This window comes from Gemmobacter fulvus (assembly GCF_018798885.1).
Taxonomy (GTDB): domain Bacteria; phylum Pseudomonadota; class Alphaproteobacteria; order Rhodobacterales; family Rhodobacteraceae; genus Gemmobacter; species Gemmobacter fulvus.
The window spans coordinates 2,085,520-2,110,655 of the sequence record NZ_CP076361.1 but is presented as its reverse complement, the minus strand read 5'-3'; the positions used below and the strand labels follow the sequence as shown (position 1 = coordinate 2,110,655).

The 25,136-nt window shown below is 60.6% G+C and carries 23 protein-coding genes and 1 tRNA gene; 19 read left to right on the top strand and 5 right to left on the bottom strand.

Annotated features, from left to right (window positions below; all coding sequences use genetic code 11):
• The first annotated feature begins 6 nt into the window (after positions 1–6).
• The 9 genes from KM031_RS10210 to KM031_RS10175 all read left to right on the top strand — a co-directional run bounded on the left by KM031_RS10210 (position 7) and on the right by KM031_RS10175 (position 10,935).
• Complete coding sequence (locus tag KM031_RS10210) at positions 7–519, top strand: hypothetical protein (RefSeq protein WP_260691897.1); 513 nt, start codon at positions 7–9, stop codon at positions 517–519.
• Positions 516–4,061 carry a DISARM system helicase DrmA gene (gene drmA / locus KM031_RS10205; RefSeq protein WP_215505746.1) on the top strand — a complete coding sequence of 1,182 codons (3,546 nt, stop codon included), beginning with the start codon at positions 516–518 and terminating at the stop codon, positions 4,059–4,061. Before KM031_RS10210 ends, drmA begins: the two co-directional genes overlap by 4 nt.
• Entirely contained in the window at positions 4,058–5,926 is a 1,869-nt protein-coding gene (drmB, locus tag KM031_RS10200; RefSeq protein ID WP_215505747.1) for an MrfA Zn-binding domain-containing protein, read from the top strand. Before drmA ends, drmB begins: the two co-directional genes overlap by 4 nt.
• A gap of 472 nt (positions 5,927–6,398) precedes the next feature.
• Complete coding sequence (locus KM031_RS10195) at positions 6,399–7,715, top strand: tyrosine-type recombinase/integrase (RefSeq protein WP_246567125.1); 1,317 nt, start codon at positions 6,399–6,401, stop codon at positions 7,713–7,715.
• Positions 7,715–8,329 (top strand): hypothetical protein, encoded by a 615-nt coding sequence (locus KM031_RS10190; protein ID WP_215505748.1) that lies wholly within the window; start codon positions 7,715–7,717, stop codon positions 8,327–8,329. Before KM031_RS10195 ends, KM031_RS10190 begins: the two co-directional genes overlap by 1 nt.
• A 97-nt stretch (positions 8,330–8,426) precedes the next feature.
• On the top strand, positions 8,427–8,606 hold the full coding sequence (locus tag KM031_RS22690) for a helix-turn-helix transcriptional regulator (RefSeq protein WP_215505749.1): 180 nt from the start codon (positions 8,427–8,429) through the stop codon (positions 8,604–8,606).
• Positions 8,569–9,117 carry a hypothetical protein gene (locus KM031_RS10185; protein ID WP_215505750.1) on the top strand — a complete coding sequence of 183 codons (549 nt, stop codon included), beginning with the start codon at positions 8,569–8,571 and terminating at the stop codon, positions 9,115–9,117. Before KM031_RS22690 ends, KM031_RS10185 begins: the two co-directional genes overlap by 38 nt.
• Positions 9,114–9,626, top strand: a complete 513-nt coding sequence (locus KM031_RS10180) for a hypothetical protein (RefSeq protein ID WP_215505751.1) — start codon at positions 9,114–9,116, stop codon at positions 9,624–9,626. The genes KM031_RS10185 and KM031_RS10180 overlap by 4 nt, the downstream gene beginning before the upstream one ends.
• Positions 9,616–10,935: a virulence-associated E family protein gene (locus KM031_RS10175; protein WP_215505752.1), complete on the top strand. Its 1,320-nt coding sequence runs from the start codon at positions 9,616–9,618 to the stop codon at positions 10,933–10,935. Before KM031_RS10180 ends, KM031_RS10175 begins: the two co-directional genes overlap by 11 nt.
• 374 nt (positions 10,936–11,309) lie before the next feature.
• Here KM031_RS10175 and KM031_RS10170 read toward each other — a convergent pair whose 3' ends face one another.
• A complete protein-coding gene (locus KM031_RS10170) occupies positions 11,310–11,882 on the bottom strand; it encodes an ImmA/IrrE family metallo-endopeptidase (protein WP_215505753.1) in 573 nt (190 codons plus the stop codon).
• Between the two features lie 184 nt (positions 11,883–12,066).
• Between KM031_RS10170 and KM031_RS10165 the strand changes: the two genes are divergently transcribed.
• Positions 12,067–12,582: a hypothetical protein gene (locus KM031_RS10165; RefSeq protein ID WP_215505754.1), complete on the top strand. Its 516-nt coding sequence runs from the start codon at positions 12,067–12,069 to the stop codon at positions 12,580–12,582.
• Between the two features lie 209 nt (positions 12,583–12,791).
• Here KM031_RS10165 and KM031_RS10160 read toward each other — a convergent pair whose 3' ends face one another.
• Complete coding sequence (locus KM031_RS10160; protein WP_215505755.1) at positions 12,792–13,616, bottom strand: hypothetical protein; 825 nt, start codon at positions 13,614–13,616, stop codon at positions 12,792–12,794.
• A 328-nt stretch (positions 13,617–13,944) separates the two neighbouring features.
• On the opposite strand from KM031_RS10160, the gene KM031_RS10155 reads away from it, so the two are divergent.
• From KM031_RS10155 to KM031_RS10145, 4 genes are all read left to right on the top strand, one after another.
• The gene (locus KM031_RS10155; protein WP_215505756.1) at positions 13,945–14,769 is read left to right on the top strand and encodes a DNA adenine methylase; all 825 of its coding nucleotides are present in this window, start codon (positions 13,945–13,947) and stop codon (positions 14,767–14,769) included.
• A complete protein-coding gene (locus KM031_RS22685; protein ID WP_215505757.1) occupies positions 14,766–14,975 on the top strand; it encodes a Com family DNA-binding transcriptional regulator in 210 nt (69 codons plus the stop codon). Before KM031_RS10155 ends, KM031_RS22685 begins: the two co-directional genes overlap by 4 nt.
• The gene (locus tag KM031_RS10150) at positions 14,929–15,852 is read left to right on the top strand and encodes a DNA cytosine methyltransferase (protein ID WP_307742822.1); all 924 of its coding nucleotides are present in this window, start codon (positions 14,929–14,931) and stop codon (positions 15,850–15,852) included. The genes KM031_RS22685 and KM031_RS10150 overlap by 47 nt, the downstream gene beginning before the upstream one ends.
• A 76-nt stretch (positions 15,853–15,928) precedes the next feature.
• A complete protein-coding gene (locus KM031_RS10145; RefSeq protein ID WP_215505759.1) occupies positions 15,929–16,159 on the top strand; it encodes a hypothetical protein in 231 nt (76 codons plus the stop codon).
• A gap of 207 nt (positions 16,160–16,366) precedes the next feature.
• Here the strand turns inward: KM031_RS10145 and KM031_RS10140 are convergent.
• Both KM031_RS10140 and KM031_RS10135 read right to left on the bottom strand, forming a co-directional pair.
• Positions 16,367–16,456: transfer RNA gene (locus tag KM031_RS10140), tRNA-Ser, on the bottom strand.
• A 112-nt stretch (positions 16,457–16,568) separates the two neighbouring features.
• A complete protein-coding gene (locus tag KM031_RS10135; RefSeq protein ID WP_215505760.1) occupies positions 16,569–17,021 on the bottom strand; it encodes an Lrp/AsnC family transcriptional regulator in 453 nt (150 codons plus the stop codon).
• 176 nt (positions 17,022–17,197) lie between these two features.
• Here KM031_RS10135 and KM031_RS10130 point away from each other — a divergent pair, with 176 nt between their 5' ends.
• The gene (locus KM031_RS10130; RefSeq protein WP_215505761.1) at positions 17,198–18,244 is read left to right on the top strand and encodes a Glu/Leu/Phe/Val dehydrogenase dimerization domain-containing protein; all 1,047 of its coding nucleotides are present in this window, start codon (positions 17,198–17,200) and stop codon (positions 18,242–18,244) included.
• A 3-nt stretch (positions 18,245–18,247) separates the two neighbouring features.
• Here the strand turns inward: KM031_RS10130 and KM031_RS10125 are convergent, their stop codons facing one another.
• Positions 18,248–18,862, bottom strand: a complete 615-nt coding sequence (locus KM031_RS10125) for a TetR/AcrR family transcriptional regulator (protein ID WP_215505762.1) — start codon at positions 18,860–18,862, stop codon at positions 18,248–18,250.
• A 145-nt stretch (positions 18,863–19,007) separates the two neighbouring features.
• On the opposite strand from KM031_RS10125, the gene KM031_RS10120 reads away from it, so the two are divergent.
• From KM031_RS10120 to KM031_RS10100, 4 genes are all read left to right on the top strand, one after another.
• Entirely contained in the window at positions 19,008–21,041 is a 2,034-nt protein-coding gene (locus KM031_RS10120; protein ID WP_215505763.1) for an NADH:flavin oxidoreductase, read from the top strand.
• A gap of 79 nt (positions 21,042–21,120) precedes the next feature.
• A complete protein-coding gene (locus KM031_RS10115) occupies positions 21,121–21,648 on the top strand; it encodes a putative pterin-binding protein (protein WP_215505764.1) in 528 nt (175 codons plus the stop codon).
• A complete protein-coding gene (locus KM031_RS22625) occupies positions 21,645–24,206 on the top strand; it encodes a hybrid sensor histidine kinase/response regulator (RefSeq protein WP_305798385.1) in 2,562 nt (853 codons plus the stop codon). The genes KM031_RS10115 and KM031_RS22625 overlap by 4 nt, the downstream gene beginning before the upstream one ends.
• Positions 24,207–24,483: 277 nt before the next feature.
• Positions 24,484–25,125, top strand: a complete 642-nt coding sequence (locus KM031_RS10100; protein ID WP_246567126.1) for a response regulator transcription factor — start codon at positions 24,484–24,486, stop codon at positions 25,123–25,125.
• The last annotated feature ends 11 nt before the right edge of the window (positions 25,126–25,136 follow it).

The following is a 25,136-nucleotide window of genomic DNA, read 5'->3' as shown; positions in this document are numbered from 1 at the left end:
GGTTCCATGGCGCGGCACACCGGACCTGTCCTGGTCGACACTATGACCATACTCGACACCCACAAGTGGGCGGCTTGGGGAGCACTGTCGGGTGGATACAATGTCGAAACGGTTGAAGACTGCGTTGTCGAAACGCAGACAGGATTTCAGCGGCGTAGACCCGAAGAAAACATTGATGCTGCCCAGCTTCGGAAAGACCTCAGGGCTGTTCACAGTGTGAGCGAGGTCCAACGTGCAAATGTGCTGTTAAATGCAGATGGCATCGCTCTCGATATCGGAGAGCAGTCATTATGGGCGCACGCGCTAACGAGGGCGGATGCATGGGTCTTGTGCGGTCCTGACAAGGCCAGCCTCCGCTTTGGTGTTCGAATGAAGTGCCGTGACCGCATGATTTCGCTTGAACGCTTACTGTCAGAGGCTGGGTTCAACCCAAAACGACTCGACGAAAAACACACTACTAAATGGCTGAACCGAGTTTTGGGTGAATTCGTTCTTGAAGAAGGCACAAAGAAATCATGATGACATCGGAGCAAGTGCGCGCTCAGATCGTAAACGTCTTCCGGCGCGACCTAATCGGTCCCGGCCCTAAGGATGCTGACCTCGCGACAGAACGCCTGAACGAGAACCCTGCGCGCTGGTATCTCGCTGGTTTCATAGCCCCTGCCGAAGACCCACTCGGTCTCGATGGCGACAACGACGACGCCGACCCGTCTGCTCAGGAAGAGATGGAACTTGATGTCGAGGAGCCGGATTCTGATGGCACGAACGGTGCGGCTGCCGACAACGAGGAGCCCGAGGCACCGGTTACACGAAGGCGCTTCCTTCCATCCTCAATCGGCTTGACCGTGTTGCTCGATCCCGATGTCACCGAAATCGAGGCACACGTGTCATGGGGGGACTATCGCACCGAACCGCAATTGCCGGAGGACGTGCTTCTCCCTGAGCCCAAGGTCGAGCAATTCGACGAAGAGGGAAAGAAGAAGCGGATCGAGCGACCAATGGTTGATTGGGTTCGCAGTCCGAAAAAGCGTGTCGTTGCCTTGACGGTGACGGAAGGCCGCAGTTCCCCAGTCGTCGTGCCGGAAAGCGCCGCCGAGCAAAGGCGCGGCGGTGGCCTCGTGCTCGAAACGCATTCGCGCCTTTTCAGTTACACGACGCCAGATGGGCAAACCGAGCGCGTGCGCGCGTTGACAGTGTTCCTCGTCAATCGACGCGCAACAGTGCATCGCTTCTATTCTGATGTCAGCTACGCCTTTCAAGCGCGGCTGGAACTGGTATCAGCAAGCAGTTTTCGGCCGCGGCGTGACCTATCCGGCTATCGTGCGCAGGATTGGGATTTGCGGGTCGCCGATCTGCACTATCGCGATCTCAACGAATGGGCGGTGGGCCGCAATGCCGCTGCGGGCTGGGACGCGCCCGTGGGCAACGATCAAGGTATCACTCGAGTTTGGACCGATCCTCTACCATCGGCCGAGGTCGAACGCGTCGCGCCGAACGAAGACGCGGACTTGAAAACGCATGTCTCGTTCGGGATGGAAACTCTCGCGCAGCTGGCAGAGGGCAATGGCGCGGACCTAACATCGGCCCTAGCCGATCTGCCAAATCTGTATGGTGCCTGGATCGATGTTGAGCGTGGAAAGCTCGGCGGTTTGCCCGCACGGCGAAAGGAAACGGCAGAACGTTTGATCGCGGACATGGCAAAGGCGAAGGTGCGGATTGCAACCGGTATCGGAATGCTTGCGACTGATTCCCAGGCGCGGGCTGCATTCCGCTTCATGAACCTCGCGGTGGCGATGGCTGCGCGACGCCGTGTTGCTGGCGCGACAGGTGAACCTGCTGGCTTGGCCGAGCCGCAGTGGCGCCCATTCCAGCTCGCGTTTGTGCTGCTTAACTTGGCGGGCTTGGTTGATCGCCGCCACGTTGACCGTGAAACGGCGGACCTCCTTTTCTTTCCGACAGGCGGCGGCAAAACCGAAGCCTATCTCGGCCTCGCGGCACTCGTCATCGCCCATCGTCGGCTCGGGGCCTCCGGCGTGCTTGGAGCCGGTGTGGCGGTGATCATGCGCTACACTCTTCGCCTTCTTACCCTTGACCAGCTCGCCCGTGCGGCCGGTGTCGTCTGCGCGCTCGAACTCATGCGCACTGACGCCAAAAACATCGACGTTGATGGCCGACGCTTGCTTGGTGACTGGCCTATCGAGATCGGCTTGTGGGTCGGTTCAGACGCCTCGCCGAATAAACTCGGTGGCAAGGGCAACACCGATGAAACAACCGCTGTAGGGCGGGTGCGGCGCTACCAAAGCGGACGCGACAAACGTGCGCCGGCACCGCTAAAGGCGTGCCCGTGGTGCGGGACAGAGTTCAAGCCGTCTTCGTTTTCATGCACCCCGAACATGCATGCTCCGACCAATCTTGAAATCCGCTGTGTCAATACAAGTTGTGATTTCAGCAGAAGCCGACCCTTGCCTGTCCTGACTGTCGATGAGCCGATCTATCGTCGGCTGCCAGCGTTCCTGATCGCCACGGTCGATAAGTTCGCGGCGTTGCCTTGGGTTGGCGAAACTGGCGCATTCTTCGGGCACGTTGACCGGTTCCAAAACGATGTCGGGTTTTACGGCGCCGCTGAGCCTGGTCAGGGAAGTCCACTAAGCAATGGCTGGTCGCTGGATCCGCCCGATCTCATCATTCAGGATGAACTACACCTTATCGCAGGGCCGCTTGGGACTGTCGCGGGACTTTACGAGGCTGCAATCGATCAACTCGCATCCCGAGGTTCCGGGGAAACTCGTATTCGCCCAAAGATAGTGGCTTCGACCGCAACGGTCAGGCGTGCAGCAGATCAAATCTCGGCGTTGTTTGATCGCAGCAGCACTAGCATCTTCCCGCCACCCGGAATTGATCGGATCGACAGCTTTTTTGCCCGCACTGTTCCGACAACCACAAACGCTGCAAGGCTCTACCTCGGTATTGCCGCCCAAGGGCGGGGCCCAAAGCTGGTCTTCCTGCGTTCCTTGACCACGCTCGTTGCGGCAGCACAAGCAGCTTACGAAGCTAATCTTTCGGCAGATAGCAAACACGTAAACCCTGCCGATCCGTTCATGACAGCGATCTGCTACTTCAACGCATTGCGCGAACTGGGTGGCGCCCGCCGGATCGTCGAAGACGAAGTCCGGGATCGCTCGGCCCGCTATGGTGCCCAACGCCGCAGGGTTGAGCCGGCCGACAGCCCATTCGCCGACCGCCGTGTCAAGGAACCGTTGGAGCTTACCTCCCGGGTATCAACCGACGAGGTCGCGAAAGCAAAACAACGCCTTGAGGCAGTATTCGGCCGGGACGCCGAAACTGTCGACATCGCATTGGCGACGAACATGATATCGGTCGGACTCGATATCACGCGCCTGGGGCTCATGGTGGTACAAGGTCAGCCAAAGACTGCTGCTGAGTACATCCAGGCAACGAGCCGCGTGGGCCGAGATCATACCCGACCCGGCATCGTGCTTGCCGTTCTAAACCTGCATAAGCCACGGGACCGCATGCATTTCGAACAGTTCGGACAATTCCACCGCACCTTTTATCGCGCTGTAGAAGCAACGAGTGTCACACCTTGGGCGGCCCGAGCTCTTGATCGTGCGTTGGCCGCGGTCGTGGTTGCTGCAGCGCGTCATGTAGATAGCGCGCTTACCCCGGATGTCGCCGTCAACGAACTGAAGAACAATTTATGGATACGCAATCTGGTCCGAGATTCTATTGTTGATCGCGCGCCTGAGAGAATGATTGCCGGCGGCCGAGCGGCTTTGTCAAAGCTGATTGACGATATTTTGGATGCCTGGATTGAAACCTCCGATGAGCAGGCCGCCGGCGGTAATGCGTTCGCTTATTCCAAAAAGAAAAGTCCTCATCGACTATTGCACATGCCGCTTGAGCCAGAGATCGCCAATCTGGCTGAACCTCATCGCCGCTTTGTTGCGGGCCGTTCAATGCGCGACGTCGAGCCCAACGTCACCTTGAAGGTCCGTGATCCTCACGGAAATACGATCGCAAATGCGGATGATCTCTCATGACCAAGAATGCCCAGCGTCTCAGCCAGCTAATTTCCACCTTCGGTCCGGGGGCAATGATCGACCTGCCAACTCGATCTGTTGTAGTGGGCGGACTAGAACAGTGGGACATGAAAGGCGGCGCCTTCAAGACTCTTCCAGAGCCGCGTCTGACGCAGCGCCTCGAGCAGATTTTGAAAGAGCAAGGGCGCCTTGATCCGGCAGCCAGCCTGACGTTGAGGACACCGCCGACATCCGTTGATTTAAGAGACGGCGTGCCGCGTGGAGTCTCCGCGCCTGTCTTCCCGACATGGTTCATCTGCGAGCAGGTCGAAACGAACACGTTGGGGACTAGCACGATCCGGCGTCGCCGGTTGGTCCGTTGGCAAGACCTCGATAGCAAGGGGCGCAGAAGGTTCCAATACGATGACGGCCGGAAGAGCGATGTGACGCCGATCCGCTTCGTTTGCGCATGCGACAAAGGGCATCTGCAAGACATTGACTGGCGCTGGGTCGTGCACGGATCGGGGGCATGCCATGAGCCGATGTGGGTAGAGGAAAAGGGAACCAGCGCGGACCCTGCAGACACCAGCGTCGTGTGCGGATGCGGCAGCCGTCTGTCCCTGCAGGACACTTTCCAGCCCGGGCGTCTAGGCAAATGCCGCGGTGAGCGTCCGTGGCTGCTCGACCGAGACCCTGAAGGATGCGGGGACAACCTGAAGTTGCTCACTCGAACCGCGACGAACACCTACTTCCCGCAGGTCCAAACGGTGATTTCGCTGCCGACTGAGGAGGATGAACTCAGCCAGCTTGTAGATGAATTAACAGGCGATCTGGCCAGCGTTCAAACAGTTCAGGATATCGCTCAAGCAAAGAAATTCAATCCAAAGGTATCGGCATCGCTTGGCCCTTATCCTGACCACGACATTTTTGATAGGCTTCAGCGCATTCGTGAGGGCGCAAAAACCGACGCAACTCGTTCACCAAAGCTGTCCGAGTTCGACACTTTCGCCAGCGGTCGATCTGAAATCGGCGCGAATCATCCGACGGCAAAGCTCTTTGCACAGACTCTTCCGAGAGACGCTTGGGCCGACCCCGCTGCCGGGATTGACTTATCGGGGATCAAAAACCTGATCGCGGTGCATCGACTGAGGGAGGTATCATGCCTCTATGGGTTCACACGATTTGAAGCGGCACCGACGGGAGCTGACGGCGATATCGAAGATATTCAATTGAGCGTCCGCGGCGCCCCAATATCACGTGATGCAGACTGGTTGCCCGCGATCGAACAGTTTGGGGAAGGCATCTTCATCCATTTCGATGCCACCGCGATTACCGCATGGCTTCGAAAGGAGCTCACGGCTATCCGGAATCAAAAGCTGCTTGCTGGATACGGGCACTGGCAAAAGCGATTTGCTGGGAAAGCGCCGTCATATCCTGGAACGGCTTACGTACTTCTTCACAGCATATCTCACGCGTTGATGGCTGAGATTGCCCTCGACTGCGGCTATCCAGCCAGCTCTTTAAAGGAACGCGTATATGCGCTGTCCAGCACGCGCGGCGGCGGCGACGTCGACCGTTGCGGAATTCTTGTTTATACGGCTAGCGCTGGTGCGCAGGGCAGTCTTGGAGGGCTTGTCGCCATGGCTCCAAGGTTTGCCTACATTCTCAAGAGTGCCTTGGAACGTTTGCGGATTTGCTCAAATGACCCCGTTTGCGCCGATCACGAACCAGACGATAGGAGCGGCGATCGGGCAACCCACGGCGCCGCATGCCATGGATGCCTGCTGATCGCCGAGACGAGCTGCGAAATGAAGAACCTCTTTCTTGATCGGGATCTTCTTCTGCAAACTATGGCAGGAAACACGTCCGCGTTCTTTGACTTTTAGAATGCTCAGCCGATCTGGGGACTCCCAAAATCCCCAGCAATTTCAGTACCGGGTTTCGATCTCAGTGCCGTTCGCAGCTACGAGCGGGATTAGAAAGGTACCGATTCCATGATCTAAATCATCTCTAAATATCAGCCACTTAAGGTCCCGTACCAAACTGGCGCAGTCATCAGGTCCGGAGAATATCGGCCCTGAGAGAACCCTTCCGGGCCTCTTGGCGCCAAGGCCAGTGTTCAGCCCGCCCCGCATAACCCCAGAAAACAACGGGAAAATCCGGCCGCAGCCGGATCGGGAGAACGCTTTCGTGAAGGCAAGTGGCGGAGCAGGTGGCCGCCATTTTTCTGTCGCATGAATTTGCAGCATGGCGCATAAAATAAATAAAAAAACAGAATGATAGAAGGAATTTGCATAGCGTGCTTTAGCAGGCTGTTGCACCCTGTCGCATCGAGTAGTAGCCTTTTTGGCGGGTTAGATGAAGGGTGTCAAAATGCCAAAGATTGCTGCTGAACTTGGGCCGCTGGATGTGAAGCGTCTGAAGCACTCAGGGACGGGGGCAGGTGAAACTGTTGCGGTCGGTGGGGTGTCGGGGCTTGTGATGCAACTTCTGCCGTCTGGTGGAAAGACTTGGCTCTTGCGGGCGATGGTCGGGGGCAAGCGCCGGGAAATCGGGATAGGCGGGTATCCCGATGTCACGCTGGCCCAAGCGCGGGAGAGGGCGCGCGACATCAAAGACTTGATCCGTCAGGGTGTCGATCCGGTCGAAGATCGAAAGGCCAAGCGGTCTGCCCTGATTGCGGCGCGCCGTCGTAGTATGACCTTTGCCGATGCCGTCGATAAGGCCCTCGCCGCGAAGCTGGACGCTTTCAAGAATGAGAAACATCAGGACCAATGGCGCAACACTCTGCAAACCTACGCCATGCCGGAGCTGGGAAAGATGACCGTGCAAGAAATCACGGTGCAGGACGTGCTGCGGGTATTGCAGCCGATCTGGGCGAGCAAGACTGAAACCGCGTCACGCCTGCGGGGGCGGGTTGAGGCGGTGCTTTCTTGGGCGACTGTTGCGGGGCATCGGATGGGAGACAACCCCGCGCGCTGGGCTGGCAACCTGAAGGAACTTCTGCCAGCACCCGGCAAGATCGCTGTCGAGGGCAACCATCCCGCCCTTGCGCTGGGCGATGCCCCGGCATGGTTTGCCGATCTGCGGACCCGTGACGGCTTCGGCGCACGGGCTGTGGAGTTTGCCGCCCTGACTGCCGCCCGTTCTGGGGAGGTGCGTGGGGCCACTTGGAATGAAATAGACTTTGACGCCGCGCTGTGGATTATCCCTGCGGCCCGCATAAAGATGGCGCGCGAACATCGGGTTCCCCTGTCGCCCACCGCCGTAGCCATGCTGGAAGCCTTGCCCAAGCTGGAAGGCAACCCGCAGGTGTTCCCTGCTGTCAGAGGGGGCCAGTTGAGCGACATGACACTTTCCGCCACGATGCGCCGCATCCACGAGACTGCGGTTGCTAAGGGTGGCGCGGGCTATCTGGACCCTCGCAACAAACGCCCAGCAGTGCCGCATGGACTGCGTTCTACCTTCCGCGACTGGGTGGCAGAGCGGACTACCTACCCCGGCGAAATGGCCGAGGTGGCGCTTGCCCACCGTATCAGCAACGCAGTCGAAGCCGCCTATCGCCGGGGCGACATGGTGGAGAAGCGCCGCGCCATGATGGCCGCATGGGCGGGCTTCCTGCTGGGCGCTGGGGCCAAAGGCAAGGTGGTGCCTATCAATCAGGGGCGCGGGTGATGGATGACGATGATTACGTTGCCGGTGATCCTGAGCGAAGCCCCCAGCGTCCTCTTCGCGCCTCCCTGCGTTATCGGGATGCCTCGCCTGTGTGGTGGTCGGACTTAGGGGCGGAAAACCGGATAGCGGTCATCCGATGGCTTCAGAGAGGTGATGCCAAAAAACTGCTCGTCGCCCTGTCGCGCGATAGGGTGGTGACGGCACTGCATGCGTTGGTGCTTGAAGGCTTGGACGGTGGCCCCGTGACTGGGTGGGGGTTGCGCATACGGTCTGGAAAAACAGGTGGCGCACCGACTAAGGCTGCGCGTGCCATTATCTGCGGGCTTCGAGAGGCAATCCGAACTAAGGACGACCGGCAGATTGGCGCACTAGCAGGCCAAGCGGCGACATTGCTTGAGGGCGTTCGGTCAAGGCGAGGCCGATATGCAGACCCTATGCAAGTTGCGATGACAGGGATCGCAATTGAGGGGCTGCGGCTAACCGGAAAAACCTACCAGCAAGCGACTTACGCGTTTGCCCTATCTACTGCTAATCGCCCACCAAAGGCTAAAGGCGATGATCCGCATAAATTAAAAAACGTCATGCGATTGTATGATCAATTCCTCTCCCTTTGACGAGGAAACCCCTGCATTTGATTAGGGTAGGCTTCATTGGCAATTCTTGAATGATTGCGACACCTTGCGACTACAGGTCAACGCAAGAGGTCCAATCATGGCTTATGCAACAGATAGACAACTCGCCGCCCGCTTTGGGGTCCACCGCGCCACGATCTGGCGCTGGGAAGCGGGTAACGCAGAAGGCTTTCCGAAATCGGTGCAACTCTCGCCTGGATGCCGCCGCTGGTGTCTAGCCGATGTCGAGGCTTGGGAAAAATCCCGCGCCGCCGCGTGACCGCTCCCATGAAGTCTGCCGGGGAAAAAAAGAAAACCCGGGCATTTCTGACCGGGCGTTCCGAAAAGAAATCCACTTCGTCACTGTTGTGAGATTAGCAACTTTCGGCGCGCCCCGCAATAACTGCGAGGCCCATATGGGACTGAATTCCTCCCTCATCTCTAACACCAGCCGCCGCTATCGCGCAGGCTTGGGTCATCCTGATGTCTGCATGTTGATCGCCAAGATCGAACGCCTGGATCATTCGGGCGCGCTGTCCGATGCCGAATGTAACCGGATCGTGTGGTCTGGCGCTAACCTGGAGACGTTCGCCGCCTTTTACTGGCAAGAACTGAACAATCTTGTCGGAAAACCTCTGCCCGACCCTGGCTGCCGTCCGATGGCCACGGCGATTCATCCCTATGCCGATGACAAGGCACCCGACTTCAGCCGCGTCCTTGGCTATTTCCACCGCGTCAGCGAGTATGTCCAACGGCTGGAAGCGAAGTATCAGATCGGCGGTGCAGCATGAAGCGCCCTGATGTTCCCTGGGTCGTGTGCTGGTCCGCTGAGATGCTGTTCGATGTTCGCGTGTGTCCGTGGGCTGACAATCGCGCTGCGCTGTGGCAGCCTGATCTGCCGGGCCAGGGTAAGGCAATATTCGAAGATTTGCATGTGGTCCGCGCCCGCCGTGCCGTCTGGGAATGGCTCTGTCCGATCTGCGCTGAACCGACCGAAGAGGGTCATCGCTGGTGGTTCGGCAAGGGCAAAGCCGATCTGATCCGCGAAGATGGGACTTCCTGGGCGTGGGCAACCGCGAACGCACCAACCTGCCGCCGATGCGCCGAAACTGCTGAAGACGCCTGTCCGCATCTGGTATCGGGCGGATGGCACCCTATGCCTTTCCCCATGCCAGATGCCATCGTTGCGTCCCGGATAACGCAGGCGAAGGGCATCACGCTGCTTCAGGGGCAGTCTGTCGTCGGCCCTCTCTACTTCACTTGGCGCACCCTGCCGAAAGGGGTGATCCATGCAGGATGATGTTCCCGGCTGGATAGAGAACACAGGTAAGGCCGCACCGGCAAAGAAGGGGGCGACGGTGGTCGATCTCGAACAACATCGCGCGCGCGGTCAAACTGCGCTGACGGGTGAGACACGCTTCGACTTTGAAGTTGAAGGCGTCCTGCGTGACAGGCGGCAATCGGTGAAGCGTAACCTGCTGTCCGACAATTTGGAACTTCATGGGTCGCATGGTGTCACGGTGATGACAGATGACATACTGTCTGACATCCGATTTTCGCTGATCTGGGCGCGGAATGGCCAAGAGCCTGCCAAGGACAAGATTGCCGATGCGATATCCCTGATCGGCAGGCGAAACGCCTACCACCCGGTTCGCCAGTATCTGGACGGTCTGGAATGGGATGGGGTAGCGCGGATCGATAGCTGGTTGATTGACTACACGGGGTCCGAAGATACACCACTGAATCGCGCGATTGGTCGGAAGGTGCTGTGTGCTGCCGTGCGCCGCGCACGACAACCGGGCTGCAAATTCGATCATATGTTGGTGCTGCAAGGGGCGCAGGACTTGGGGAAGTCGTCGCTACTGAAGGCCCTCTGCAACGATCCCGGCTGGTTCACAGATCAGCTTGAGATCGGCGCTGATCCGAAGGTAACGATTGAGAAGACATCGGGCGCGTGGGTGGTCGAAATGGCCGAACTGGACGGCCTCGGGAAGCGCGATGCCAACCGCGTGAAGTCGTTCATCACCACTACCCATGACCGCGCCCGGCTGGCTTTCGACAGATACCCGGTCACGCGCGGTCGGCAGTTCGTCCTGTTCGGCACTACGAATGAAACGACCTACCTGACCGACACCACCGGAAACCGTCGCTTCTGGCCCGTGTCCGTCACCCAAGCCGATGCCGCTGGGGTGCGGGCCATCCGTGATCAGATATGGGCTGAAGCGGTCGCGCGGGAACCGGATGAAGCCCTGTGGCTGGATGATGCCGATCTGAAGGCCGCTGCGGCGGTGGTTGCGCGCGCGGCAACGGACTTCGGGCCGTGGCATGAAATGCTGGCTGACCGCATCCCTGAAGGTCCGATGAAGATACGGGCTGTCGATGCTTGGAAGATCGTCGGCATCAACGCCGATGATGTGAACGGCATGGACAAGAGGCACCATGCCAACATGAAGGCCGCGATGATCGGCCTCGGCTTCGAGAAGAAGGACAAAGGGTTGCGCTTTGACGGCAAGTCAGTCGCCGCGTGGGTTCGGGGCGAAAGTCATGAAGCGCCGTGGTGGTCATCCGATCAGCCGAACCTGCCCCCATCGTGCTATGAGGGGTGGTAGCTGGCCCTAGATAATCACGACATTCAGCACGGCCATTGCGCTGGGCAATCGCTGCCGAACCACCTGCAAGGCACGTTGGAACTACCTGCAATCGACCTCGAACCCCCTGCACAAGCCGCCAGTCCAGACAGGTGCAGGTGGTTCACTGCCAAGTGCAGGTGGTTCCAAAGTGAACCACCTGCGGCATAAGCCATTGATTTTTTGTCATTTATGGAGGTGCAGGGGGTGCAGGTGGTTATTCTAAAAGAGTCGCCGTCAGTGGCGATCTTCACATACTGACGGGTAGAGTTGGGAAATAACCACCTGAACCCCCTGCAACCCTGTGTCAAACGCGCCAATCTGCCGGTAAATTGAGATTGGGTGCCCATCGGCTCTTATCGACAATCAAGCGCCGTTTCAGGATTGATCCATCCCGCACGAATTGCCGTCTCGCGCAAAGGCCTGCTGGGGTGGGTATCACCCTCTTCTTCCGGGAAAATGCTCGTGATATCCAAGATGTGCTCCAGTTTTCGGTTCATCTTCCGAAGAGTAGCGCCTGCAAACCGATCTGCCTCAAGTTCCTCTGCCCTGACAGCCACAAAGTCATCTGATGGATGATCCAGATGGCCGCAGAAATGGTGGCCAAGTTCATGGGCGATAACGAATTCGGCTCCGTCACCACCTACGATCCCAGAAAGCTGTCGATTGTATATGATCACGGGTATTTCATCGCAGTGTGTCGCGATTGCATTCAAGCCCACGTCACCCATAAGCGTGACAATCCCGCATTCATCCCGCGCTGTGAAGCCCCACGCGGCACAGGCGTCATCGAGCATGTGAGCGTAGTCTTCAAAAGCTGGCTCTAGCAGCGCGAAATTGCCATCTCCGGTGAAGTAAGGGGACGTTCCCACCGTTGTGCAAACCTCGGCATATACAGATGCTGGAACGACGATCAGGACGAAGGCCACAATAGCTTCTCTAGTCAATTCGTTCCCCAAGCTACTTGCCGTCGATCAAAGCACTCCCCGCTTCCATCGGGCAACCCTGTCTTGCATGCCGGTTCTGTCAATCTGAAAGAAACGCGCTGAAGGTGTGAAAAGCCGATAACCATCCTGCGCCATCCTTCAATAAAGTATTGGATGGATATTGGCGATGTCAGCTTCGGAAGCAGATGAAAAACAGGTCGAAGGCTCGCAAGATGAAAAGCGGCGTGGTCCCGGGCGTCCGCGCGGGTCGCCGAACCGCCGCACTTCTGCTCTGCGAGAAGCCATCGAAGCCGAGGGCGTCGATCCTGCCGTGGCGCTTATGCGGATAGGGAAGGCGGCTGAAGCGCGGGCCATGGCAGTCACCGAACTGCTGACTGAGGTAATCGCGAAGGCGGCAAAGTCCCGTGTTCTCATGGAGGACGCCGACCAAGCGATTGCGCGGAAGTTGGCTGAGGCGCGCGCTGAACTGTCCCTAGCTGCGGAGTGCTACGGCAAGGTTCTGCCCTTCGTTCACGCGAAGCCCCGCACCTCTGCCGATGCCCACCCCGAAGAGGCTCTGGCGTTTGCCAAGGCGATGTTGGCGGCGAAGGTTGACGCAGCCGCTGATGCCATATCGAACAACCGGGGTCTTAACGGTCTGGCTGATCGTTTGGAACGGGCGAAGGCCCGGAGCAGGGCTTGATTATGCTGCTGTTAGACAATCCCGCATACGCGCCAGAAGTCCTGAGCGGACCCAAGATTGAAACCCTCGACATCATCGGCAAGGTGATGTGGTGGGGCCATACGAACAGGGACTAACGCCACAAGTGTCAAAGTTCTTAACGGAGCCATTTTTATATGCCCCGTTTTCATGAATGGCTTCGCCTTGGTCGTGGCGGGGAATAAGCTCAATCAAGACCTAAGTGACTGCAGTATATACATAAATTGTTCAGCTATGGCGCGAGGGCTGACAGAGTCACGCAGAGCCCGAATTGCATCTAAACCACGATGCCACTCAGGGCTATTGAAACCATCTTTTGCACGATTGTATGTGTCATATATAGACTTATCGTCGTTGCCAGAGACTAGATACGGATAGTCTGATCCAAGAAAGTGCGTTGCGTCATCTGTATCGCGACCGACAAGAATATTCGCCCCTGCAGCAGCGGAGTTGAATCCCTTGGTAAAGGGCTTATAGATGTGACCCTCGCCACTTTCTACTGAGCGCATTGCGTAGTGAAAGTTGAATGCGCTCAGCGTGCGTAGTGCTACCTCCATTTGTGGATTCGTGACCGCCCGCAACATCGTTACTTCCGAAGACAGGCCGGGCGGCAATCTACAGTTGGCTGGCTTTCCTAAGTAAACTGCAGACAATCCGGGAAAGTCTGTGTGTACTTGGCGAATGCGTGGATCGGCATGATGGTCAAGTCTGAACACGGGCTGATTTCTGAAGCGCTCCTCCATCTCAGCTTTGCCAGCTTGTGTGGCTGAAATATGAAAGTCAAACGGTTTGCCGTCTATCTTGGAAAAGTCGCTGTCGACATGATCGACACCAACTATCGAACCTGTTCTCCTGAGATCCGCCACGACATCGGCACTGATGCGCTCCGCAGCATGCTTGGTGAGTATTACAACATGCGACTGCTGACAGAGTGATCTTGCACCACCTATCAAAGGCAGACTGGGTCCGATCTCTGCTGACCTTATCACCGCTTTGTCTGATACATAGGGAGCCATCAACTCTATGAGTTGATCTGCCCTCATATAGCACGAGCCAAAGGGAGCTCTGAACCCACCCTTAAGCCAATACTTGGGGCTCTGAACTCTTGAGCGCCACCTAAGTATAGTGACTTTCGTGTGGCGAGCCATAGTATCTGCCTATCCTTAGAATCCTCAACGAATATGCTATATTCGATCAACGGAACCCACAACCCGTCCAGGGTCGAGATCCACTCTGGCTTAGGTTCCCGCACCGATCCAAAAAGATCACCTCCGCACCATGGGGCTATGACAGCCCACTTTGTTCCTGATATGTTCCTGTTGTCACAACATCAGGAACACACCCATGAACGCCGATTTAAGGCCTGTTGAACCAACTCTTCCTGTCGCCCCTTGGCTGGGTGGCAAGCGCAACCTTGCCAAGCGGATCTGCGCCATCATCGACCGCACTCCATGCACCGCCTATGCCGAGCCTTTTGTCGGCATGGGCGGCATTTTCCTGCGCCGCAGCACGCGCGCACGCTGCGAAGTGATCAATGACAAGGGGCGCGACATCGCCACCTTGTTCAGGATCCTTCAGCGCCACTATCCGCAGTTCCTCGACACGCTCAAATTCCAGCTGACCACGCGTGCCGAGTTCTATCGGCTGGTCGACACAAATCCCGACACGCTTACCGATCTCGAGCGCGCTGCGCGCTTCCTGTATCTTCAGCGCACCGCCTTTGGCGGCAAGGTATCAGGGCGGAACTTTGGGGTGCAGACAGAGCGTGGTGGGCGCTTCAACCTGACCACTCTGGAGCCGATGCTTGAGGATTTGCACAGCCGCTTGGCCGGGGTGACAATCGAATGCCTGGACTGGGCCGAATTCATCCCGCGCTATGACCGCGAAGGCACACTGTTTTATCTCGATCCGCCCTACTGGGGGTGCGAGGGCGACTATGGCCGCACCCTGTTCAGCCGCGAGGATTTCGGGCGGATGGCGGATGTCCTGGGCAGCATCAAGGGCCGCTTCATCATGTCGATCAATGATGTGCCCGAGATCCGAGACCTGTTCGCACGCTTCCATCTGACCGAGGTGCGCACCAGTTACACAATCAGCCGCACCGCCAATGATGGGGCAAAGACACGCGCAGAGCTGCTCATCTCAAACTTCGTGATTGAGGCGGCATGACTGTCTGGACTGAAATCCGCTGTTGCGGATGTCGCCGCCTGCTGTTCAAACTGACAGCAGGCGCATTCAGCGGCACGATTTCAATCAAGTGCCCGCGCTGTGCCGCTTACAACCATTTGAGGCCATCCGAGAGCCCGAACCCGCAGCGGCAGGACCGCGATGGAAAGGATGCCTCGTGTGGCTCTTCGTTCCCCCGGAAGACATGACGTCTTTCATGGCCTCAGCCTTTGCGCCGGTGTCGGCGGACTGGATCTCGGCCTTCACCTCGCAGAACCCGGATACAGAACTGTGTGTTATGTCGAGCGAAACAGTTTCGCTGCGGCCTCTCTCGTGGCACGGATGGCGGACGCGTCCCTGGCTGCGGCTCCTGTCTGGGACGATCTGCGATCCTTTAACGGCCGCCCGTGGCGTGGCCGCATTCATATCCTCTCTGCCGGATATCCCTGCCAGCCCTTCACCCTCTCCGGCTTGCGCCGGGGCGAGGATGACCCCCGCCACCTCTGGCCCGATGTGGCCCGGATCGTGGGCGAGATACGCCCCGAATGGTGCTTCTTTGAAAACGTGCCAGGACATCTCTCCCTTGGTTTCCGAGACGTCGCCCGAGACCTTCAGCAACTGGGCTACCGGGTTGCAGCACGCGTCGTATCAGCGGCGGAAGTCGGCGGGTCGCATACCCGTGAAAGGCTGTTCATTCTGGCCCACACCGACCTTCAAGGGCAGCGGCAATCGGGCCTGTGTGATGCTGAGCCCGGCCGGAGTTGCCTTCAAGACCGACGAGAACCAGACCGGCAGTCAGATCGGGCTGAAGAACGCAGCCTCGGCCTGGTCGCTCCTGTGGTAGATTCTGATGGCGGCGGGGTGGGTGCCTGGCAGCCCGGTCTCTTCCCACCGCTGCCGGGTGATTTTGCTGAATGGGGAAAAGCATGGCAGCGGTGCCCTGAGCTATTCCCCTGCCTTCATGGACTGGATGATGGGGTGGCCTCCGGGCTGGACCGATCCGCAGCAGCCGGTAACGGGGTGGTCCCCCTGGCTGCAGCGCGCGCGTGGCGGCATCTGAAGGCGGCTCTGCTGGCGATGGGCTGATGTGCGGAAGGGGCAAGGAATTCCTTGCCCGCTTTGCGAATCTGCGGTTCAGTTTCTGATCTCATTGGGGATGAAAATGGCGCCGCGCAGAGAGAAACCGCCACTGGAACTGGCCTGCCGTGCGCTATGTCGGCTGCGCGGCCAGCCCGAGGATACCCGATGGCATGGTGCCCCGATGTGGCACAGTGTCGTCCATGAGGCGATGGTTGTGCTGGAAGCGGCACTGCCGAAGGAAGAACTGCATCGCCTGGTGCCGGGCTATCCGTTCCCGGACCTGTATGATCCCAAGCAGCGTGCGGATGGGTAGGCTATCGCCGCTCGAGCTATGCGCCGCTAGCATAGCTCATGTGCTCATATTTTTGTCCGTTTGTACTCATATTTTTGTCCGGCTACAGTGACACCAACGCCACACATGCTTGTTGCATGACTTCGCACCCAAGCGCAAAAATAATGGTGGGTTCTTTGGCGGGTTGTGCCATAGAAATCCAAAATTCCTAATAATTTCAATGGTATGTGGCGGAGCAGGTGGGATTCGAACCCACGGGACCATCTCTGGCCCGACCGATTTCAAGTCGGTTGCCTTAGACCACTCGACCACTGCTCCACCTCGCTTCCTAATCGGTGCGGGCGGCGTTGCCAAGTCGGACGTCTTTGTTCTTTCACAAATCCGGCTTGCGCGTTGTGGAGGGGTCAGGGATCTGCCTGAAAGACCACCGCTACAGCGGCAGCGGGCCGTTGGATTTCACCTCGCGCAGCGCGATCCGTGACGTGACCTGCGCCACGCCGGGCAGGCGCACAAGGCTGTCCTTGATCAGCACCTCGAACGAGCGCAGATTGCGGGTGACGATTTCCAGCATGTAATCGTCATCGCCCGACAGGATCGCGCAGCTGATCACCTCTGGCATCGCACGGGCAGCGCGTTCGAACTGTGCCAGCGCATCATTGGAATGGCTTTTCAGCTTGACGATGCACCAGGCGCGCACGTCGAGGCCCAGCGCCTCGCGGTCCAGCACATAGGCCTTGCCGCGCAGGATGCCGCGCGCCTGCAAGGCTTGCAGCCGCTTCCAGCACGGGCTGTGGCTGAGGCCGACGGCGGCCCCGATCTCGCGGATCGTCAGATCCGGCTGGCTCTGGATGACCCGGAGGATGCGTTTGTCGAAGTCATCCATGTTGGCCCCCCCCTGTTGCGCCAAACCGGCGATCCTGTCCTGCGACCTGCGGCTTTTGCCGGACAGGATCATCGCAAGACTAGGTTTCGCCCCGCGCAATGACAACGCCGTTCTCTGCCACAGCGCCTAGGCTCTGGCCATCCCCGTGATCGACGGGGAAACGACAGGGAAAACACATGGCTGTTCTGGACCATATCGAATTCGACACGCATGAAACCGTCGCCTTCTGCCGCGATGCCGCCTCCGGTCTGCGGGCGATCATTGCCGTGCATGATACCCGGCTCGGGCCTGCACTCGGCGGCTGCCGCATGTTGCCCTATGCCAGCGAGGCCGAGGCGCTGACTGATGTGCTGCGTCTGTCGCGCGGCATGTCCTACAAGAACGCGCTGGCGGGGCTGCCGCTGGGCGGTGGCAAATCGGTGATCATCGGCGATCCGCTGCGCGACAAAACGCCCGCGCTGATGCGGGCCTTTGGCGATTTTGTCGAACGCTTGGGCGGGGCCTATATCACCGCCGAGGATTCCAACACCGCGCCGCAGGACATGGCCGAAATCGCCAGCCGCACCCGGCATGTGCGCAACATGGGGTTCGGCCCGGAGGACAACCCCTCGCCAGTGACGGCACTGGGGGTGTTTTACGGCATTCAGGTGGGTTTGCAGGTGCTGGGCCTGCCGCTGTCAGGCATCGTCGTGGCGCTGGAGGGGTTGGGCAAAGTGGGCATGGATCTGGCAGAGCGGCTGCATCAGGCGGGCGCCAAGCTGATCGTGTCCGACACCTCGGCCAGCCGCGTGGCCGAGGCCGTGGCACGGTTCGGGGCCGAGGCGGTGGCGGTTGGCACCGCGCATCGCGTGCCTGCCACCGTGTTCGCGCCCTGTGCGCTGGGAGCCGGTCTGAATGCCGATACGATCCCGGAGCTGGGCGCGCGCATGATTGCGGGGGCCGCCAACAATCAGCTGGCAACCCCCGAGGATGGCGCCCGCCTTCACGCGCGTGGCGTGCTCTATTGCCCGGATTATGTGGTGAATGCGGGCGGCGTTCTGGGTATTCCGCTGCCCGGTGAAACCCTGACCATGCCGCAGCGGATGGAGCGGGCCGCCGTGATCCTGCGCACAACGCGCGAGGTGCTGGACCATGCGCATCAGGCGCAGATCCCCACCAATGTCGCGGCGGATGCGCTGGCAGAGCGCATCTTGCAGCAGGGCTGCCGCCGGGTTGCCGCCTGAGGCTTACAGATGGCGCGCCGAAAAGCGCGCCATTTCCTGATCGGTCGCCGCCGTTCCGGTAAAGGCCATCACATAGGCCGGAATCCGTTTCAGCCGCACCTCAAGGCTTTCGGCGCTGCGCATCGAAATATAGCCGACCTGCGTCAGATAGATCACCCGCGCCCGCGTATCGGCCTGCGCCTCGTCATAGCCGAAGCGGCGGAACAGGGCGGAAAGTGCAGCCAGACGCACCTGATCGGTCTGTTGCAACAGGTCCGCCAGATCCGGCGCGGTCAGCGCCCAGTTGCGGATGGCAAAATCCATTGCGCTGTCAAACAGCCGGACGTCGATCCAGCAATCAAAGACATTCAGCACCGCTTCGGCAATGGTTTCGGCATAGGCTTCGCAACGCGCCACCAGATTGGCGGTGTTCTGCGCCTGCCAGCGGGCGATCAGCGCTGCCAGCAGCGCATCCCGATCCGCAAAATGGTGGTAAAAGCTGGTGCGCGACAGATTGAGCCGCGCAGCAAGCGGCGCGACTTTCACCGCCTCGACCCCGCCTTCCAGCAGCAGGGCATGGGCGGCATCAAGCCACAGATCGGCAGAGCCGCGCCAGCCACGGTCAGGAACATCATTCATGGCGTCAGGATAGCATCTGCGCCCGGCGCAGCAAGAAAATTGACAGTCTTGTTTTTTAAATTCGACATGAGTGTCGAATTTCTGCTTTCCAGACTCGCACGCTGCGGCTAGCCTTGTCCAAACGCCAGCCGGAGGCCCGCTGCCCATGTCGACCGATCCGCTTCTTCAGCCCTATCAGCTCAAGCACCTGACCCTGCGCAACCGGATCATGACCACCAGCCATGAACCGGCCTATCCCGAGGACGGGATGCCGAAGGATCGGTATCGGCTGTATCATCTGGAGCGGGCAAAGGCGGGCGTGGCGCTGACCATGACGGCAGGGTCGGCCGCCGTGTCGCGCGACAGCCCGCCGGTGTTCAACAATGTGCTGGCGTATAAGGACGAGGTGGTCGGCTGGATGAAACGGCTGACCGATGATTGCCACGAGGCCGGGGCCGCCGTGATGATCCAGTTGACGCATCTGGGCCGCCGCACCCGATGGGACAAGGCCGATTGGCTGCCGGTGGTGGCCCCCGGCCCGTCGCGCGAACCCTCGCACCGGGCTTTTCCGAAGATCATCGAAGACTGGGATATCGCCCGCATCATCGAAGACTATGCCGATGCCGCCGAACGCATGGCGAGGGCGGGGCTCGATGGGGTGGAGTTCGAATGTTACGGCCACCTGATGGACCAATTCGTCAGCCCGCTGACCAATACTTTGGCCAATCCCTATGGCGGCAGCTTCGACAACCGCATCCGCTTTGCCATGGACGTGCTGGAAGCCTGCCGCAAGCGGGTGGGCGCACGCTTCCTGCTGGGAGTGCGTTATACGGCGGATGAGGTCGCGGCGGGCGGCATCCCCGAGGCCGAAGGCGTGGAAATGGCGCGGCGTTTCAAGGCCTCGGATCTGGTGGATTTCGTCAATATCATTCGCGGGCGCATCCACACCGATGCGGCGCTGACGGATGTGATCCCGGTGCAGGGGATGCGGTCAGCGCCACATCTGGATTTTGCCGGGCGCATCCGCCACGAGGTTGGCCTGCCCACCTTCCACGCCGCGCGCATCCCCGATGTGGCAACGGCGCGGCACGCGGTGGCCTCGGGCCAGTTGGATATGGTCGGCATGACACGGGCGCATATGGCCGATCCGCATATCGTGCGCAAAATCATCGAAGGGCGCGAGGATGACATCCGCCCCTGTGTCGGCGCCACCTATTGCCTCGACCGGATCTATCAGGGCGGCATGGCGCTGTGCATCCACAACGCGGCCACCGGCCGCGAAGAAACCATGCCGCATGACATCACGCCCGCCGCCCAGCCGAAAAAGGTGGTGATTGTCGGCGCAGGCCCGGCCGGGCTGGAGGCCGCCCGCGTGGCGGCGGAACGTGGCCACCGCGTTGTGGTGTTCGAGGCGGCAGACCAGCCCGGCGGGCAGGTGCGGCTGACGGCGCAGACCAAACGCCGGGCCGAAATGATCGGCATCATCGACTGGCGCGTGGCGCAATGTGCCGCGCGCGGGGTGGAGTTCCGCTTCAACACCTTTGCCGAAGCGGCAGATGTGCTAGCAGAGCAACCCGAGGTGGTCATCATCGCCTCGGGCGGCCTGCCGGAAAAGGATGTGCTGGCGGCAGGCAATGACCTGACGGTGTCGGCATGGGACATTCTGGCCGGCGATGTGAAACCCGGCACGCAGGTTCTGCTCTATGATGATGCGGGCGACCATACGGCGATGCAAGCCGCACAACTGCTGGCCGAAAGCGGCGCCACGGTCGAGGTGATGACCCCCGACCGCAGCTTTGCCCCCGAGGTGATGGGCATGAACCTTGTGCCCTATATGCGCGCGCTTCAGGATAAGGCCGTCACCTTTACCGTCACCTACCGCCTGCAATCGGTGCTGCGCGATGGCAACCGGCTGCGCGCGGTGATCGGGTCGGATTACATGGATGTCACCAAGGAGCGCCACTTCGATCAGGTGGTGGTCAATCATGGCACACAGCCCCTGGCCGAGATCTATTTCGAGCTGAAACCGCAATCCGAGAATCTGGGCGCAGTCGATTATGACGCGCTGATTGCGGGCCGGCCGCAAACGCTTGCGGGTGGGCCTGCCGGGTTCCGGCTTTACCGGATCGGGGATGCGGTAGAAAGTCGCAACACCCATGCCGCCATCTATGATGCGCTGCGTCTGATGAAGGATATCTGACGGGACCTGTCCATAAGATAGTGTTTTCCTTGTGGTTGTGGCGTCTATAGTCGGTTCCCGTGGTGTTCGGGGAGTTGACATGGTGTGTGGAGCGAACGTTTCGTCGGGATGGCCCGGCAGCCCGGTCTGGCGGGGCTGCCTTGCCGCCGGACTGCTGGCTTCGGCCCTGCTGGGGCCAGCAAGATCCGAAGCCGAGGGCGTCGTGCTGCTGACCGTCACCGATACCAGCGGGGCACGCCATGCGTTTGACCTGACGACGCTGGATGCCATGCCACAAATCAGCTTCACCACCACAACCCTGTGGACCGATGGCCCGATCACCTTTTCCGGCCCACCACTGCGCGCTGTGCTGCAAGAGGCCGGCATCACCACCGGGCCGGTGGAGCTGATGGCGCTGAATGATTACGCCGTGACACTGGTGGTCGAGGAATTGGGCCCGCAACACCCGATCATCGCCACCCGCAAGGATGGGGCCACCTTCGGCGTGCGCGACAATGGGCCGCTCTGGCTGGTCTATCCATTCGATACGAACCGGGCGTTTCAGGATGAGACGATCTTTGCCGCCAGCGTCTGGCAGTTGATCGCCGTCGCGGCGATCCATCCGTGAGGCGGGGCAACCCGTTGCCGGATCTGCCGGGCGGTGCCTTGCTGCGGCTGGTGCCGAAGCTGTGGCCGCTGCTGATCGTGGTGCTGCTGGGCCTTGGCTTGCTGACGATCAGCGCCTACCGGGTCAGCAGCAAGCTTGATGATGCCCGCATCGCGCAATCCGACAATACCACCTGGTTGATCGCGCAGATCGAGGTGGAGTTGCTGAAACTCAGCCGGGCCATTGATGCCGCGCGTTATGGGCCGGTTCACAGCTCCGGCCTGGGCCCGGTGCGGCAGGCCTTCGACGTGTATTTCAGCCGGGTCAGCGTGATCGAGGGTTTCATCAGCCGCCCCGGCAGGCTGAACGTGCAGCAGACCAATGCCGATTGGCAGACGGTGCAGGCACAGACGCAGATCCTGCGCGCCATGGTCGATGTGCCGGATGCGGCACTGTGGGTGGCGCTGCCTGCAATGTCCGGGCAGTTGGCGCGGATGCACCGGCCCATGCGCGATTTCACCGTGTCATCGCTGTCGCTGCTGGTCGAGGGCAATGCCCATGACCGCGAGGCGCTGCGCGGCATGCTCGCGCGCTTTGCAACGGTGGCGCTGGCCCTGATCGGGCTGCTGCTGGGCACCACATGGCTGATGCTGCGCCTGTCGCAACAGTTGCAGCGGCGCAGCCAGGAGGCAGAGCGGGTCCGCTCCAATCTGGAAAAAACCCTCAGTGCCTCGCTCGACGGGGTGATTCTGGCGCGGGCCGATGGCCGCATTGTTACCTTCAACCCGGCGGCAGAGGCCATCTTCGGGTATAGCCGCGACGAGATGGTGGCCGCCGATTTTGCCAAAGTGCTGCTGCCCGGCCATCTGAGCGACCCGCAAACCCAGAAGCTGCGCGATTTTCTGGGCGGCGGTCTGGCCGGAGAGGCACCGCAAGGCCGGGTGGTGCTGACCTCGGTCCGGCGCGACGGCACCGCCTTTCCGATCGAACTCGCGCTGGCGACAGACCGCGACAGCGATGGCATTCCGGTGTTCTTCGCCTTCATCCGCGACATTTCCGAACAGGTCCGCTTCGAGGCGAGCCTGCGCGAGGCCCGCGATGCCGCCGTCGAGGCCGCCGATACCAAAGCGCGCTTTCTGGCGGTGATGAGCCATGAAATGCGCACCCCGCTGAACGGCGTGATCGCCGCTTTGGACATTCTGCGCGAAACCACCAAGCTCAGCGCGAAACAGGCGCGCTTCCTGTCGATTGCCGAAAGTGCGGCGCAACTGGCGCTGGATCAGATCAATGACGTGCTGGAGCTGGCGCGGCTGAACGGGGATGTGCTGATCGAAAGCCCGTCCGCGTTCAACCTGACGCGGGTGATTGCCGATCTTGCCGAACAGGCAATGCCGCTGGCGCAGAAACAGGGCAACCGCATCACCCTGGATCTGCCACCCGAGGCGATGGCAGAGGTGTCGGGGATGCGGCGCATCTTTCTGCGCACCTTGCTGAACCTTGTCGGCAATGCCGCAAAATTCACCCATGACGGCACGATTGCCATCCGCGCGACGCTGCTTCCCGACGTTGGCAATCGGCTTCTGGTCCGGGTCGAGGTTTCGGATACCGGCATCGGCATTGCGCAAGACAAGCTGCACCGCATCTTTGACGCGTTTGAAACGCTGGACAGCGGCTATGACCGGGCCGTCGAAGGCACCGGGCTGGGGCTGGGTATCGCGCAACGGGCGGTGGAACATATGGGCGGCGAGATCGGGGTCAGCAGCACGCCGGGTGCCGGCAGCCGCTTCTGGTTCACCGCCCCGATGCAGCGTGCGGCGCAGGATGTCGATACCGACCAGCCCCTGCCCGATCCGCAGGCCGATGCCAGCCTCCCCCGCCACAAGGTGCTGATCGTGGAAGACAATGCAACGAACCGCATCGTGGTGCGCGAAATGCTGGAACATCTGGGCCAGCAGGTGACAGAGGCCGAGGATGGCGCGCGCGCCATCACCCTTGCGCGGCAGCAGGCCTTCGATCTGATCCTGATGGACATCAGCATGCCGGTGATCGACGGTCTGACCGCGACTCAGGCGATCCGCGCCAGCGGCGCCTCGGCGGATGCGCGCATCGTCGGGCTGACCGCGCATGGCCTGCCCGAAGAGCTGCGCCGCTTCGAGGCCGGCGGCCTGCCCGAAGTTCTGCGCAAACCCCTGACCTTTGCCGCGCTGACGCAGGTTCTGTCTGGCCCGCTGCCACCCGCCGCCGAATCCGGGATCGACGCGCAGGTGGTGCAGGAGCTGCGCGACTTGCTGTCGCCCGAGGCGCGGCAACAGGCGCTCTCCCGCTTTCTGGACGAGGGCGATGCCTTTCAGGCCCAGCTGACAGCCCCCGCGGTGCAATCAGCGCAACTGGCCGAGGCGGCGCACCGGCTTCAGGGTGCCGCAGCCGTTCTGGGGGCGGTGGCGCTGACACGGCGGCTGGTGGCGGTGGAGCGGGCGGCGCGCAATGCGGATGCCACGGCGCTGGCGGCGCATCACGCGGTGTTTGCGGCGGAATGGGCGGCGCTGCGCAGCGCCTTGCCGCGCTGCCTGCTCCAGTAGCCCCGCCCGGAGCCAGGCTCCGGGCGTCTGGCACGCGCGAGAGGCGGAATGCGCGCAACCAGATGGGCAGGCCCGCAATGCGGCCCCGGCTGCTCTTACCGCCGCTGACCGGCAAGCGCCCCCTATCATCCGTATAGGTGCCCCGCGCAGAAGGATGGGCGGCGCACCGCCGGAATCGCCCGGCCTGACGCGGGGTTTGCAGGCTGTGAGGTATCGCCCGCCCGCGTTCCGCGTTATAAATGGTGTGTGCCGGGCAAGGATCGGTCAGAACACGGTGATGGTGGAACAGATGACGGGCGCGGCAGACACAGAGGTTGACCTGCTGATCGCAGACGATCACCAGTTGGTCCGCGATCTGGTGGCCTCGCATCTGCGCGCGCAGGGCGGGTTTTCCGTGACCACCGCCGACAGTTTCGCCGCCGCACAGCAGGCCATCGCCGCGCAGGGCGGGTTCGACATCGTGCTGCTGGATTTTGCGATGCCGGGCATGAAGGGTGTGCAGGGCGTCGCCGATCTGGTGGCCGCAAACCAGGGCAAGCCGGTGGTGCTGTTTTCCGGCCTCGCCCGCCGTGAAACGGTGATGGAGGCGCTGGCACGCGGCGCGTCGGGGTATATTCCCAAAAGCACCTCGGCCAAATCGCTGCCCAATGCCATCCGTCTGGTTCTGTCGGGCGAGGTGTATCTGCCCGCCAGCTTTCAATCCGCCCCGCCGCCGGGTGCCGGAGATTCCGGCCTGTCGCCGCGCGAGCTGGAGGTGCTGCGCGCCGTGCGCGGTGGCCTGATGAACAAGGAAATCGCCAATCGCATGGGGCTGAGCGAGGTGACGATCAAGATGCATGTGCGGTCGATCTGCACCAAGCTGAATGCCCGCAACCGCACGCAGGCGGCGATCATGGCCGAAAGCCTCGGGCTGGACTGAGCTCACGGCCC